Annotated in this window: 15 protein-coding genes; 5 read left to right on the top strand and 10 right to left on the bottom strand. The window is 63.7% G+C overall.

Annotated features, from left to right (window positions below; genetic code table 11):
• Window positions 1–14 precede the first annotated feature (14 nt).
• The 3 genes from corA (at window position 15) to FJ964_RS07910 (ending at window position 2,042) form a co-directional block, all read left to right on the top strand.
• Window positions 15–989 carry a magnesium/cobalt transporter CorA gene (gene corA / locus FJ964_RS07920; protein ID WP_140549856.1) on the top strand — a complete coding sequence of 325 codons (975 nt, stop codon included), beginning with the start codon at window positions 15–17 and terminating at the stop codon, window positions 987–989.
• A gap of 124 nt (window positions 990–1,113) precedes the next feature.
• Entirely contained in the window at window positions 1,114–1,584 is a 471-nt protein-coding gene (locus FJ964_RS07915; protein WP_140496031.1) for a MaoC family dehydratase, read from the top strand.
• Entirely contained in the window at window positions 1,581–2,042 is a 462-nt protein-coding gene (locus FJ964_RS07910; RefSeq protein ID WP_140549855.1) for a MaoC family dehydratase, read from the top strand. The genes FJ964_RS07915 and FJ964_RS07910 overlap by 4 nt, the downstream gene beginning before the upstream one ends.
• 45 nt (window positions 2,043–2,087) lie before the next feature.
• Here FJ964_RS07910 and FJ964_RS07905 read toward each other — a convergent pair whose 3' ends face one another.
• From FJ964_RS07905 to petA, 5 genes are all read right to left on the bottom strand, one after another.
• A complete protein-coding gene (locus FJ964_RS07905) occupies window positions 2,088–2,633 on the bottom strand; it encodes an adenine phosphoribosyltransferase (RefSeq protein ID WP_140496033.1) in 546 nt (181 codons plus the stop codon).
• 189 nt (window positions 2,634–2,822) lie between these two features.
• Window positions 2,823–3,968 (bottom strand): alpha-hydroxy acid oxidase, encoded by a 1,146-nt coding sequence (locus FJ964_RS07900; RefSeq protein ID WP_181172410.1) that lies wholly within the window; start codon window positions 3,966–3,968, stop codon window positions 2,823–2,825.
• A 186-nt stretch (window positions 3,969–4,154) separates the two neighbouring features.
• A complete protein-coding gene (locus FJ964_RS07895) occupies window positions 4,155–5,027 on the bottom strand; it encodes a cytochrome c1 (protein ID WP_140549853.1) in 873 nt (290 codons plus the stop codon).
• A 27-nt stretch (window positions 5,028–5,054) separates the two neighbouring features.
• Entirely contained in the window at window positions 5,055–6,356 is a 1,302-nt protein-coding gene (locus tag FJ964_RS07890; protein WP_140549852.1) for a cytochrome b N-terminal domain-containing protein, read from the bottom strand.
• A 16-nt stretch (window positions 6,357–6,372) separates the two neighbouring features.
• Entirely contained in the window at window positions 6,373–6,933 is a 561-nt protein-coding gene (gene petA, locus FJ964_RS07885; RefSeq protein ID WP_027024461.1) for a ubiquinol-cytochrome c reductase iron-sulfur subunit, read from the bottom strand.
• A gap of 312 nt (window positions 6,934–7,245) precedes the next feature.
• Here petA and FJ964_RS07880 point away from each other — a divergent pair, with 312 nt between their 5' ends.
• Window positions 7,246–7,590 carry a cupin domain-containing protein gene (locus FJ964_RS07880; protein WP_140549851.1) on the top strand — a complete coding sequence of 115 codons (345 nt, stop codon included), beginning with the start codon at window positions 7,246–7,248 and terminating at the stop codon, window positions 7,588–7,590.
• A gap of 108 nt (window positions 7,591–7,698) precedes the next feature.
• On the top strand, window positions 7,699–8,583 hold the full coding sequence (locus tag FJ964_RS07875) for an alpha/beta hydrolase (RefSeq protein WP_140549850.1): 885 nt from the start codon (window positions 7,699–7,701) through the stop codon (window positions 8,581–8,583).
• Here FJ964_RS07875 and FJ964_RS07870 read toward each other — a convergent pair.
• The 5 genes from FJ964_RS07870 to FJ964_RS07850 are packed head-to-tail and all read right to left on the bottom strand — an operon-like array spanning window position 8,564 to window position 13,697.
• Window positions 8,564–8,875, bottom strand: a complete 312-nt coding sequence (locus FJ964_RS07870; protein WP_140549849.1) for a DUF6665 family protein — start codon at window positions 8,873–8,875, stop codon at window positions 8,564–8,566. The two genes, FJ964_RS07875 and FJ964_RS07870, sit on opposite strands and share 20 nt — an antisense overlap.
• A gap of 1 nt (window position 8,876) precedes the next feature.
• A complete protein-coding gene (locus FJ964_RS07865) occupies window positions 8,877–9,344 on the bottom strand; it encodes a GNAT family N-acetyltransferase (RefSeq protein ID WP_140549848.1) in 468 nt (155 codons plus the stop codon).
• A gap of 4 nt (window positions 9,345–9,348) precedes the next feature.
• A complete protein-coding gene (locus FJ964_RS07860) occupies window positions 9,349–11,232 on the bottom strand; it encodes an ABC transporter ATP-binding protein (RefSeq protein ID WP_140550011.1) in 1,884 nt (627 codons plus the stop codon).
• 13 nt (window positions 11,233–11,245) lie between these two features.
• Complete coding sequence (locus tag FJ964_RS07855) at window positions 11,246–13,147, bottom strand: ABC transporter ATP-binding protein (protein WP_140549847.1); 1,902 nt, start codon at window positions 13,145–13,147, stop codon at window positions 11,246–11,248.
• 28 nt (window positions 13,148–13,175) lie between these two features.
• Entirely contained in the window at window positions 13,176–13,697 is a 522-nt protein-coding gene (locus FJ964_RS07850; RefSeq protein ID WP_181172394.1) for a hypothetical protein, read from the bottom strand.
• Window positions 13,698–13,734 lie beyond the last annotated feature (37 nt).

Raw genomic sequence — 13,734 nt, 5'->3', positions numbered from 1 at the left:
AAGGAGATCTGGCGATGATCAAGGCTTTCGTCGTGGACAATGATCGCCTGCGTCTCACCGACGATCTCCTGGCCAATGGCGACAAGGTCGTCTGGGCCGATCTCGCCAATCCGACCAAGGACGAAGAAGCCACCATCGAAAGCTGGCTCGGCATCGCCATCCCGACCCGCGAGGAGATGGAGGAGATCGAGATTTCCAGCCGCCTCTATATCGAGGACGGCGCCTACTTCATGACCGCCACCTTGCCCGCACAGACCGAGGTCGACGATCCCCTGATCTCGCCGGTCACCTTCGCGCTCGCCGGCAACAGGCTGGTCACCGTGCGCTATCACGAACCGAAGGCGTTCAAGACCTTCCCCCTGCGCGCCGAGAAGGTGGCGACCGGCTGCACCAGCGGCGACACCATCCTGATCGGCCTGCTGGAAGCGATCGTCGACCGGCTCGCCGACATCCTCGAGCGCGCCGGCCGTGACGTCGAAGCGATCTCCCGCGACATTTTCGAGGCGCGGTCGACCAAGGTGTCGAAGCGCAATCGTGACTTCCAGGAACTCTTGAAGGGCATCGGCCGCAAGGAGGACATCGCCTCCTCCGTGCGCGACAGCCTGATCTCCTTGCAGCGGCTAGCCGGCTTCCTCGCCCATGTCGCGACCCAGGCCAAGATGAGCAAGGACATCCGCGCCCGCATCAAGACCTTGTCGCGCGACGTGCTTTCTCTTGCCGACCACGCCACCTTCCTGTCGCAGAAGATCTCCTTCCTGCTCGACGCCACGCTCGGCATGATCTCGATCGAGCAGAACGCCATCATCAAGATCTTCTCGGTCGCCGCCGTCATCTTCCTGCCGCCGACGCTGGTCGCCTCGATCTACGGCATGAATTTCGACATCATCCCCGAGCTCAAATGGGAGCTCGGTTATCCGTTCGCGATCGCCATGATGGTTCTGTCGGCGATCCTGCCCTTCTGGTATTTCCGCCGCCGCGGCTGGTTATGATCACAACGGCCGGCCGATCGCCCGCGGCTGGCTCACCAGAAAGGGCTTGACCAAACGCCGTCCGGCCTGCATCCGGGTTTGCCGATCCATGTGGATCGCGCGTTCTGCAACCGGATTCCACGCCATGACTGGAAAGACATGGGCCTATGAGGACTTCGTCGAAGGAGCCTCGTTCGACCTCGGCACCAAACAGGTGAGCGCGGCCGAGATCATCGAGTTCGCCAGCGAATTTGATGCCCAGCCGATGCATCTCGACGAGGAGGCCGGCAAGGCAAGCATCCTGGGCGGCCTCTCGGCCTCGGGCTGGCATACCTGCGCCATGTTCATGCGCATGCTGTGCGACGCCTTCCTGCTGGACTCGACCTGCCAGGGCGCGCCCGGCGTCGATCAGGTCAAATGGAAGAAGCCGGTGCTGGCCGGCGACACGCTCAAGGGCAGCCTCGTCGTCCTCGCCAAGCGTCCTTCGAAATCGAAGCCCCAGCTCGGCTTCGTGACCATGCGCAGCGAGCTGGTCAACCAGCGCGGCGAAAGCGTCTTCGAGCTCGAGAATTCCGTCATGTTCCTCACGCGCAATGCCGCGGGGAGCCTCGCATGACGCTCGACGAATTCTTCCGCGTCGGCACCACCGTCACGCTGGGCTCGCATACGTTCGAAGCCGAGGCGATCAAGGCCTTCGCCCGCAAATACGACCCCCAGGTCTTCCACGTCGATGAGGACGCCGCGAAGAAAAGCGTGCTGGGCGGGCTGTGTGCGTCCGGCTGGCATACCGCCGCCACCTGGATGAAGCTCAACCTCGAAACCCGCATGGATGCCGAGTGGACCGGCCCTGGCCCGGCGCCCGAATTCGGCCCCTCGCCCGGCTTCAAGAACCTGAAATGGCTGAAGCCGGTCTATGCCGGGCAGACCGTGACCTTCACCCGCACCGTCCTTTCCCACCGCCCGATCGCCTCACGTCCGGGCTGGCGGATACTGACCTTGCGCTCGGAAGCCTTCGACTCGACCGGCGACAAGGTACTGGAATTCGAGAGCGCCGTGCTGGTTAAGGTGGAGTAGTGGCGCCTCTTCCTTCTTCCAGGGGGAGAAGGAGGAACTGCTCTCTCAATGTCCCTCGAACCCGATCAGCGTCCGCACAGGCACGCCGAGCGCTTCCAGCTTGGCGCGGCCGCCGAGATCCGGCAGGTCGATGACGAAGCAGGCGGCAAGGATATCGGCGCCGATCTGGCGCAGGAGATTCACCGCCGCCTCGGCCGTGCCGCCGGTGGCGATCAGGTCGTCGACCAGGATCACTTTCTCGCCCGGCGACACGCCGTCCTTGTGCATCTCCATCTCGTCCAGCCCGTATTCCAGGCTGTAGGCGACGCGCACCGTCTCGTAAGGCAGCTTGCCCTTCTTGCGGATCGGCACGAAGCCGGCGGAGAGCTGATGGGCGACGGCGCCGCCGAGGATGAAGCCGCGCGCTTCGATGCCGGCGATCTTGTCGATCTTCTCGCCTGCGTAGGGATGCACCAGCTCATCGATTGCGCGGCGGAAAGCGCGCGCATTGCCGAGCAGCGTGGTGATGTCGCGAAACAATATGCCGGGCTTGGGATAGTCCGGGATGGTGCGGATCGCCGCCAGCAGCGTGTCTTCGAGCGAAGGTTTCATGAGGCGGCTCCGGTGGTCCAGTTTCGGCGGAAAGGCGTGAAATGGCGCTGCGCCAAATCTAACCCGGCGCGACCGACAACGGCTAGCGCTATGTCGCGGCCGAGACAAGCGCATCCGGCGAAAGGACCACATACGTCCAAAGGCTTGCCTCTGCCGGCGCCGCGATCTTTCGCATCGAAGCGATGGCCATCACCGAAAACGCAAATTCTCGCGGGTCAACTGTTCGATCGAGCTGCACCCCATCAGCTTCATGCCGCGTTCGATCTCGATGCGCATCTGCTCGAGTGCCCGTTCGACGCCAGGCTGGCCCGCCGCTGCCAGCGGAAACAGATAGTAGCGTCCGACGCCGACGGCCTTGGCGCCGAGCGACAGCGCCTTGAGCACATGCGTGCCGCGCTGCACGCCGCCATCCATGATGACGTCGATCTTGTCGCCGACCGCATCGACGATTTCGGCGAGCTGGTCGAAAGCCGCCCGCGAACCGTCCAGCTGCCGGCCGCCATGGTTCGACAGCACGATGCCCTTGCAGCCGATCTCGACGGCGCGCCTGGCATCCTCCACCGACATGACGCCCTTGAGGCAGAACGGTCCCGGCCAGAGCCTCACCATCTCGGCGACGTCGTCCCACGTCATCGACGGATCGAGCATTTCGGTGAAGTAGCGGCTGATCGACATCGTGCCGCCGCCCATGTCGACATGCTCGTCCAACTGCGGCAGCTTGAACGCCTCATGCGTGAAATAGTTGATCGCCCATGCAGGCTTCAGTGCGAACTGGGTCATTCCCGCCAGGTTGAGCTTGAAGGGAATCGCAAAACCGGTGCGCTTGTCGCGCTCGCGGTTTCCCCCGGTGATGCTGTCGACGGTCAGCATCATCACTTCGACGCCGATCTCCCGTGCCCGCTGCATCATCGCCCGGTTGAGGCCCCGATCGCGATGGAAGTAGAACTGATAGACCTGTGGTCCACTGCTGATTTTTCGCACTTCCTCGAGGCTGACGGTGCCGAGCGAGGAGACGCCGAACATGGTGCCGTACTTTGCAGCGGCCCTGGCGACCGCCCGTTCGCCCTGATGGTGGAACAGCCGCTGGAGGGCGGTCGGCGAACAGTAGAACGGCATCGCCAGCTTCTGGCCCATGACGGTCACCGACATGTCGACCTCGCTCACCCCGCGCAGCACGTTGGGAACGAGGTCGCAGGTCTCGAAGCTCTCGGTGTTGCGGCGGTAGGTGACCTCGTCGTCCGCCGCGCCGTCGATATAGTTGAAGATCGGCCCCGGCAGCCGCCGCTGCGCCATGCGGCGGAAATCCGAAAAATTGTGACAGTCGTTGAGCCGCATCATGGAACCCCAAACGCCCTATAGGCGGCAAACCTTTCGCCGCCGTCGGGGCGTCGAATAGCAATCGCCTGCCGCGCTGCCAACCGGCTTGTTGGACAAGAAAGCGACCACCTCATGCGCCAGCCCCTTCGGCAAGCAAAAAGGGCGCCTCGCGGGCGCCCCTTTCTCGATCTGCGGCCGCGCGGCTTAGTGCGCGACGCCTTCCCAAACCTTGCGCTTGGTCATGTAGACCAGTGCGCCGAACAGGAGCAGGAACACCAAGACCCGGAAGCCGGTCTTCTTGCGGGCTTCCATATGCGGCTCGGCCGCCCACGCCAGGAACGCCGACACGTCGCGGGAGTACTGGTCGACGGTCTGCGGCGCGCCGTCGTCATAGGTCACCTGGCCGTCGGAAAGCGGCTTGGGCATCTTCAGCGACACACCGGACATGAAGTACGGATTGTAGTGCGTGCCCTCCGGGATGACCATTCCAGCCGGGGGCGTCTGGTCGTAGCCGGTCAGCAGCGAGTGGATGTAGTCCGGGCCGCCTGCATCATACTGGGTGAAGATGTCGAAGACGAACTGCGGAAAGCCGCGCTCGACGCCGCGCGCCTTGGCCAGCAGCGACATGTCGGGGGGAGCCGCGCCACCGTTGGAGGCGGCAGCAGCTTCCTGGTTGGCGAACGGCGCCGGGAAATGGTCGGACGGCTTGCCGGGACGGTCGAACATGTCGCCGGCATCGTTGGGACCGTCATGGATGGTGTATTCGGCCGCCAGCGTCTTGATCTGCGCGTCGGAATAGCCGAGGTCCGAAAGCGTGCGGAACGCCACCAAGTTCATCGAATGGCAGGCGGAGCAGACTTCCTTGTAGACCTTGAGGCCGCGCTGCAGCTGCGCCTTGTCATAGGTGCCGAACGGGCCGGTGAAGCTCCAGTCCATTTCCTTCGGTTCGTTGATCGGGAAATGCGTCGGCGCCGCTGCGTTATGCGCCTCTTCAGCCGCGATCGCCCAAGTGCCCGCGGCCCCAATGCCGGCGGCCACAAGGCCGACCAGCGCAAGCAAGGTGAGAATCTTTTTCATGCCAAATCCCCTTAGATTCTCTACCGCTCAGCCCTTGGTCTCAGGTGCCGCCGTGGCGCCCGCCGGATGCCCGCTGCCGCCCTTGTTCTTCTCGAGCACCGCCTCGGTGATCGAGTTCGGCAGTCTGCGTGGCGTCTCGATCAGGCCGAGCACCGGCATGATGATCAGGAAGAAGGCGAAGTAGAACAGCGTCGCCATCTGCGCCATGAACACATAGCTGCCTTCCGCCGGCTGTGAGCCCAGCCAGCCAAGCAGGATGGCATCGGCCACGAACAGCCAGAAGAACAGCTTGTACCAGGGCCGGTAGACCGCCGAGCGCACCTTGGAGGTGTCGAGCCACGGCACCAGGAACAGCATGGCGATGGCACCGAACATGCACAGCACGCCGCCGAGCTTGGAGTTGATCGGCCCTATGTTGAAGGTGATGGCGCGCAGGATCGCGTAGAACGGCAGGAAGTACCATTCCGGAACGATATGGGCTGGTGTCTTCAGCGGGTTGGCGACCGTGTAGTTGTCGGGGTGGCCGAGATAGTTCGGCAGATAGAAGACGAAATAGGCAAAGAAGAACAGGAACACGATCATGCCGAACGCGTCCTTGATGGTCGCGTAAGGGGTGAAGGCGACGGTGTCGGTCTTCGACTTGACCTCGATGCCGGTCGGGTTCGACTGGCCCACGACATGCAGCGCCCAGATGTGCAGCACGACCACGCCGGCAATCATGAACGGCAAGAGGTAGTGCAGTGCAAAGAAGCGCTGCAGCGTCGGATTGTCGACCGCAAAGCCGCCGAGCAGCAATTGCTGGATCCACTCGCCGACCAGCGGGATCGCGCTGAAGAAGCCGGTGATGACGGTGGCACCCCAGAAGCTCATCTGCCCCCAGGGCAGCACGTAGCCCATGAAGCCGGTCGCCATCATCAGGAGGTAGATGATGCAGCCGAGGATCCACAGCAGCTCGCGCGGTGCCTTGTAAGAGCCGTAATAGAGACCGCGGAAGATATGAATGTAGACGGCGACGAAGAAGAACGACGCGCCATTGGAGTGCATATAGCGCAACAGCCACCCGGAATTTACGTCGCGCATGATCTTCTCGACCGAATCGAAGGCGAGCGTGGTGTCGTTCGAGTAGTGCATGGCCAGCACGATGCCGGTCAGGATCTGCGCCACCAGCATGATCGACAGGATGCCGCCGAAAGTCCAGGCATAGTTGAGATTGCGCGGCACCGGATAGGCGACGAAGCTGTCATAGATCAGCCGCGGCAGAGGCATGCGCGCGTCGAACCAGCGCTCGATACCGGTCTTGGGCGTATAGGTCGAGTGTCCCTCGCTCATCGAAATATCCCCTGCCTCAACCGATAAGGATCTTGGTATCGGAAATGAACTTGAATACCGGCACAGCCATGTTCTCGGGCGCCGGGCCTTTGCGGATGCGGCCGGCGGTGTCGTATTGCGAACCGTGGCATGGGCAGAACCAGCCGCCGAAATCGCCTTCCTGGCCGAGCGGAATGCAGCCCAGATGCGTGCAGACCTGAACCATCACCATCCAGGCTTCCTTGCCGGGCGTGGTGCGGTTGGCATCGGTCGCCGGCGCGTCGGCCGGCAGGTTGGCATTGCGGGCGATCGGATCCTTGAGATCGGCGAGATTGACGGCCTCGCCGTCCTTCATCTCCTGTTCGGTGCGGTTACGCACCACGACCGGCTTGCCGCGCCACTTGACGATCAGCGACATACCCGGCGTCAGCGAGGAGACGTCGACCTCGACCGACGCGAGCGCCAGCGTCGAGGCATCGGGGCGCATCTGGTCGATGAACGGCCAGGCGACGGCGCCCGCGCCGACCACGGCGGCCATGCCGGTGGCGACGTAGAGAAAATCTCGACGGTTGGGATCCTGGGTGTCGGTTGCGCTCACGGGTGCCTGATCCTTTCGCCTCTTCCGTGCCGGTGGCCGAGCCTTGTTCCCCGCCCATTCACGCCAACCCGACAGCGCATGGCGAACAGGCTAGCGAATTCCTCCGGCATTTGGGCTTCGGTTTATGCGTGAAGTCCGTTTTTGTCCAGACGGGTGAAGGCACAAGGGCAGATTGTCGCGGGGGCAGAATCCGCCACCGCCCGACAAGACGGCGAATGGCTGTGAAACACCGCCAAACAACCGGGAAACAACGGCTAATCCGGCGTCCAGCTTCGCCTCGACACCTGGCCCGGGGATGGTCTATCCTGCGCCATGGCGCATGTCATAGACCGCGAGGAATGGGCTGTTCGCCCCGACCGCTGGAAGGGCGAGTTGCAATGCGCCCCCTACGGCTCCAACTCCTGCCTGATCTTCAACTATCTGCCGGAGACCGGCGGCGGACCGCGCCTGCATTCCCATCCCTACGCCGAGATCTTCATCATCCGCCAGGGCACCGGCCTGTTCACGGTCGGCGATGAGGAGATCGAGGCCTCCGCCGGCCAGATCGTCATCGTGCCGCCCGGCACGCCGCACAAATTCACCAATCTCGGCCCCGGCCCGCTGGAAACGACCGACATCCACGAGAACGGCACTTTCGTCACCCAGTGGCTGGAGTGATCCCGGCCAAACGGTTTTCCGTCCGCAACGGCATCAAAACAATCCAGCCCTGTCGGTTTTCCGATCGCCGCCTAGATCTATGGCATAGGCAGCCGGCAGGGCCAGGACATGCAAACCTCTGAAATCGAAATCGAAGGGCTGAGCATAGCGATCCGCGAGGCAGGCCCGGCTGAAGCGCCTGCATTCCTGCTGCTGCATGGCTGGCCGCAAAGCTCCTATGCGTTCGAAGGGGTGATCGGCCGGCTGGCTGCCGACTACCGGGTCGTCGCACCTGACCTGCCCTGCATCGGCGGCTCGCAAGGCATGCCTGAGGCCGGCGACAAGAGAACCCTGGCGAGGCTGATGAGAGGCGTTGCCGAGGCTTGCGGGCTGCGGCACCTCGTGGCGGCCGGTCACGATGTCGGCGGTCAGATCGTGTTCGCCCTGCTGCGCGACCATCCTGAGATCCTTTCCGGTGCGGCGATCATGGATGTCGCCGTTCCAGGTGTCGCGCCATGGGAAGAGGTCATTCGCAATCCGCGGATCTGGCACTTTGCCTTCCATGCCGTCCCGGCGCTGCCGGAAACGCTGGTGAGCGGCCACCAAAGCACCTATTTCGACTTCTTCTTCAATGTGCTTTCGAAGGATCGGGCGTCGATCCCCGCGCAGGCCAGGGAAATCTATGCGAGAGCCTATTCCCGGCCTGAAAGCCTCCAGGCCGGTTTCGATTGGTATCGCGCCTTCCCCGAAGATGCCAAAGCCAATGCCGCGCAGCCCGCGACGCCGATCGCGATTCCGGTGCTGTATCTCAGGGGTTCGGCCGAGTCCGGCGACATCGGCGACTATGTCGAAGGCCTTAGGGCCACCGGGCTTTCCAATGTCGAAGGCGACATTATCGCCGACAGCGGGCACTTCGTCGCCGACGAGAATCCCGAAGCGCTCGCCATCCGCCTGGCGAGGTTCCACAGGGAGATCGGCGCGGCAAACGCCGACCCTACATGGCGCCGAGCCTGACCAGCACCGCCTTCGGAATGTTGTATTCGCTGATGACGGCATCGTGCTTTCGAAGGCCGCAGAGCTCGCGCTGGATGAAGTAGCCGTGCACCGCCACCGCCGCCTCCTTGAGCAGCCGGGGACGCAACTGCTCGTCGTCATTGTCGCGCAGCCGGGCCAGCGTTTCTTCGACGCGCTGTCCGGCGCGGCCGAGCGCCGCCGCCTTCTCGGCAAGGACTTCATGGCCGAGCGCGTCGAAGGCGGCCTCAGCGGCCGAGGCGCCGGTCAGACGGGACGGCGGGCGCAAGGACATTTCAACCTCCTTTCTCGAAAATCATCCGGTGCGTGACGAATTCTTCGCCCGCCACCGGCGCGAAGCCAAGCCGCTCATAAAAGCCGAAGGCTTCCTGAGGCGCACGGGTGTTGAGCACGGCGAAATAGTGGCGCGCCCTGTCGACAACGGTCTCGACCAGCATGCGGCCAAGGCCCGTGCGCCGATGGCGCGCGCCGACGAACAGATGCCGGACCCGGCCGTGGTCCCTTCCCTCGAAATAGGGATCGATGTTCAGCCCGCACACGCCGGCGAGTTCGGCGCCGTGCCATGCTCCGAACAGCGCCTCGCCCTGTTTCAGGAACTTGTTGCGGCCGCTTGTCCAGCCGTCGCGAAGCCGCACCAGCATCCAGTAGCCTTCCCGTCGGCTCTCTTCCATCAGCGCATCGAAGGCCGGCGTCGTCGGCCGCAGCCGTTTCAGCAGATAGCCGGTCTCCTGCGTCGCGCCCATGCCGCTACTCCGCCGGCCGCGTCTCTTCCAGCACGGCTTCCTCGTGATAGAGGAAGCCGCCGGACTGACGCTTCCACAGCCGCGCGTAGAGCCCGTCGAGCGCCACCAGCTCGTCATGCGTGCCTTGTTCAACAATGCGGCCGCCGTCGAGCACGACCAGACGGTCAAGCGCGGCGATGGTCGACAGCCGGTGAGCGATGGCTATGACCGTCTTGCCTTCCATCAGCCGCGTCAGGTTTTCCTGGATCGCCGCCTCGATGTCGGAATCGAGTGCCGAGGTCGCCTCGTCCAGGATCAGGATCGGTGCATCCTTGAGGAAGACACGGGCGATCGCCACGCGCTGGCGCTGGCCGCCCGATAGTTTGACGCCGCGCTCGCCGACATAGGCTTCGTAGCCCTGGCGGTCGCGATTGTCGCGCAAGGTCAGGATGAAATCATGCGCCTCGGCTTTCCTGGCCGCCGCGATCACCTGCGCGTCGGTGGCGTCGGGCATGCCGAGTTTGATATTGTCGCGCAGCGAACGGTGGAAAAGCGCCGTGTCCTGACTGACGACGCCGATATTGGCGCGCAGCGAATTTTGCGTCACCCGGGAGACGTCCTGGCCGTCGATGGCGATCTTTCCGCCTTCGAGTTCGTACAACCGCAGGATAAGGTTGGCGAGCGTGGTCTTGCCGGCGCCGGACGGCCCGACCAGGCCGACCTTCTCGCCCGGCCGCACCACGAGATCGATGCCGTTGAGCACGCCGAACCCCTTGCCGTAGTGGAACTCGACATTCTTCACCTCGATGCGCCCGCCGGCCACGACCAGTTCCCCGGCGTCGGGTGCATCGACTAGGCCGAGCGGCTGCGAGATCAGCGCCTTGGAATTCTCCAGCACGCCGAGATTGCGCAGGATGCTGTTGAGCTGCATCATAAGCCGGCCAAGCAGCATGTTGAGCCGCAGCACCAGCGACAGCGTGAAGGCGACCGCGCCGACGGTGATCGAGCCCTCGACCCAGAGATAGACGGCAAAGCAGCCGATCGCCGTGATCATGATGCCCGACAGCGTCGTCAGCGCCATGCGCACGCCGGTCAGCCGGCGCGTGAATGGGCGCAACGCGTCGAGATAAATGTCGAAGCCGCTCCTGATGTAGCGGTCGTCGCCATCGGCGGAGAACAGTTTCAGCGTCTGCACGTTGGAGTAGGAATCGACGATGCGGCCGGTGATCATCGACCCCGCCTCCGCGGTGGCCTCGGCATGTTTGCGGATCGCCGGCAGATAGAGCCTGGCCAGAAAGCCGAACGCTGTGATCCAGATCACCACCAGCACAGCGAGCCTCAGATCCAGCCCCGCGACCAGCGCCAGCGTCGTCACCGTATAGACGATCATGAACCAGACGACCTCGATGAAGCTTTCCATCAGGTCGCCGGTCGCCTGCCCGGCCTGCCAGACCTTGGTGGCTATGCGGCCGGCGAAATCGTTCTGGAAGAAGGAGTAGGACTGGCGCGACACGTGCCGGTGCGCCTGCCAGCGCACCAGATTGTAGAAGCCGGGCGTGATCGTCTGCTCGTCGACCAGCGCCGACAGGCCGACGACGATGGTACGGACGACCAGCACGACGACGACCATGAACACGAGCTCCGGCCCGGCGGCCGTCCAAAGCGCATGCCAACTGCGTTCGCCGGGAAGCTGGTCGAGGATGTCGACCAGCCGCCCGACAAAGTAGAACAGCCCGGCCTCGACCAGCGGCGCGATGCCGCCGATGACCAGCATGGCGAAGAAGGCGAACTTGGCCTGGCCGACATAGTGCCAGAGAAAACCGGCGACGCCGGACGGCGGCCGAAGATTCGCGGGCTCCCTGAACGGATAGACCCAGTTCTCGAACCAGCGATAGACGGCTGTCATCATGCGGCGGCGGCCATCATTCAGCGGCTTGTCCCTTTGCGCCATCGTCATTGGCAACAACGTCGTTTGCGACACCGATCGGGCCGTCATCGAGCAGGAAACCGCCCGACTGGCGCTGCCAGAGCTGCGCGTAGAGCCCGCCCTTGGCCACCAGTTCCTCGTGCGAACCTTCCTCCATGACGCGGCCCTGGTCCATCACCACAAGCCTGTCCATCGCCGCGATGGTCGACAGCCGGTGGGCGATGGCGATGACGGTCTTGCCTTGCATGAGCTTGTAGAGGTTCTCCTGGATGGCCGCTTCCGCCTCGGAATCCAGCGCCGACGTCGCCTCGTCAAGGATAAGTATGGGCGCGTCCTTCAACATAACGCGAGCAATGGCGATGCGTTGCCGCTGGCCGCCGGACAGTTTGACGCCGCGGTCGCCGACATAGGCGTCGAATCCCTTGCGGCCGCTATGGTCCGAGAGCCCGCCGATGAAGTCCAGCGCCTCAGCGCGCCGCGCAGCCTCGACAAGCATGTCGTGGCTGGCGTCGGGCCGGCCATAGAGGATGTTTTCGCGCACCGAACGATGCAGCAACGAGGTGTCCTGCGTGACCATGCCGATCTGGGCGCGCAGCGAATCCTGTTTCACCGCTGCGATCTCCTGGCCGTCGATCAGGATACGGCCGGCTTCGAGGTCGTAGAACCGCAGCAGAAGATTGACCAGCGTCGACTTGCCGGCGCCGGAGCGGCCGACAATGCCGACCTTCTCGCCCGGCTTCACCGCCAGCGACAGGTTCTCGATGACGCCCTTCTGCTTGCCATAGTGGAAGCGGATGTCTTCGAAGCGGATCTCGCCTTTGGCGACCGTGATCTCCTTCGCACCGGGCCTGTCCTCGACAAGGCGCGGCAGCGAGATCGAGGCGATGCCGTCCTGCACCGTGCCGATATTCTCGAACAGGCCCGACATCTCCCACATGATCCACTGCGACATGCCCCACATCCTCAGAACCAGGCCGATGACCACGGCGACCGCGCCGATCGTCACCGCCTGGCCGAGCCACAGCCACAGCGAGATGGCGGTAACCGAGAACAGGAGAAGCGCATTCAGGATGTAGAGCGAGCCGAACAGCACCGTCACCAGCCGCATCGACCGGTAGACCGTGTCGAGGAAGCCCATCATGCCCTCCTTGGCGAAGGAGGCCTCGCGGCGGGCATGGCTGAACAGCTTGACCGTCTGGATGTTGGAGTAGCTGTCGACAACGCGGCCGGTCATGACCGAGCGCGCATTGGCCTGTTCCTCGCCGACCTTGCCCAGCCGAGGAATGAAATAGCGCAGCAGAAGGATGTAGCCGACCATCCAGACGCCGAGCGGCGCGGCCAGCCGCCAGTCGGCCGAGCCGACGATGAGCAGCATGCCGAGGAAATAGACGATGACGTAGTTCAGGACGTCGATCACCTTGATCACGCATTCGCGCACGGCGAGTGCCGTCTGCATCAGCTTAGTGGCGATGCGGCCGGCGAATTCGTCCTGGTAGAAGCTCATCGACTGCTTGAGCAGATAGCGATGCACCTGCCAGCGGATACGCATGGGATAGTTGCCCATCAGCGTCTGCTGGTTGAGCAGCGAATGCAGCCATACCGTGCCGGGCAGCGCGAACAGCACGATGAAGGCCATGCCGGCGAGCTTCCAGCCCTCCGTCTGCAGGAAGGTTTCGCGGTTCTGCCCCGAAAGCCAGTCGACGATGCGGCCGAGGAAGCCGAACATCCATACTTCCGCGATGGCGATTGCAGCCACCAGCACCGCATCGACAAGGATATAGGGCCATGCGCCGCGCGTGTAATGCAGGCAGAAGGCAACCAGGGTCTTGGGCGGCTCGACCGGCTCCGCGGCCGGGAACGGATCGAGCCTTTTTTCAAACCAGCTAAACAACAACATAGGTCATGCTCATGAAATCTGTTTCCGCTCACGCGGCGCGTGAACGTACGAAGTCCTCGGACCGCATGGCGCCGAGGGCCGACGGTCCGGAATCATCCGGACCGTCGGCCCTGCTTCGCGCTATATAGGGGCTCGCGGGCTTTTCGCCGACAGGCTCTTTTGCCGATCCTGACGGTGCGGTGTCGACAAGTCGGATCTTCGCGCCCGGCCGGATCGCCCGGATGATGCGGCGCACCAACGAGGGCCGGCTCGGGTCGGGAACCGCTCGCGAGAAATCGACATCGGGCAGCATGCCGCGATGCGGACGCCGGCGAACCTCGGCGTGGACCGCCGACGAATAGGTTTCGCCGATCAACAGCGCCCAGGTCGGCAGCCGGTGGATATGCAGGCTCCTCGAGCCAGGGATTCTGTAGGGATCGAACATCGGTCCGTCCTCCGTGTGGAAATAAAGATAAAAAGGGTGTTCGACGTCCTGCCGCGGGATCGGCGGCTGATCAGTCGAGACGCGTTGGGGTGGGGCCATCGGCCCCTTCGGCAGCTTGAAAAACATCGCAGGATTCCTTCGAAGACCAGAAAATGGTTTCGGC

This window comes from Mesorhizobium sp. B2-3-2, from assembly GCF_006442295.1.
Taxonomy (GTDB): Bacteria; Pseudomonadota; Alphaproteobacteria; order Rhizobiales; family Rhizobiaceae; genus Mesorhizobium.
This window is presented reverse-complemented; position numbering and strand designations above follow the sequence as displayed.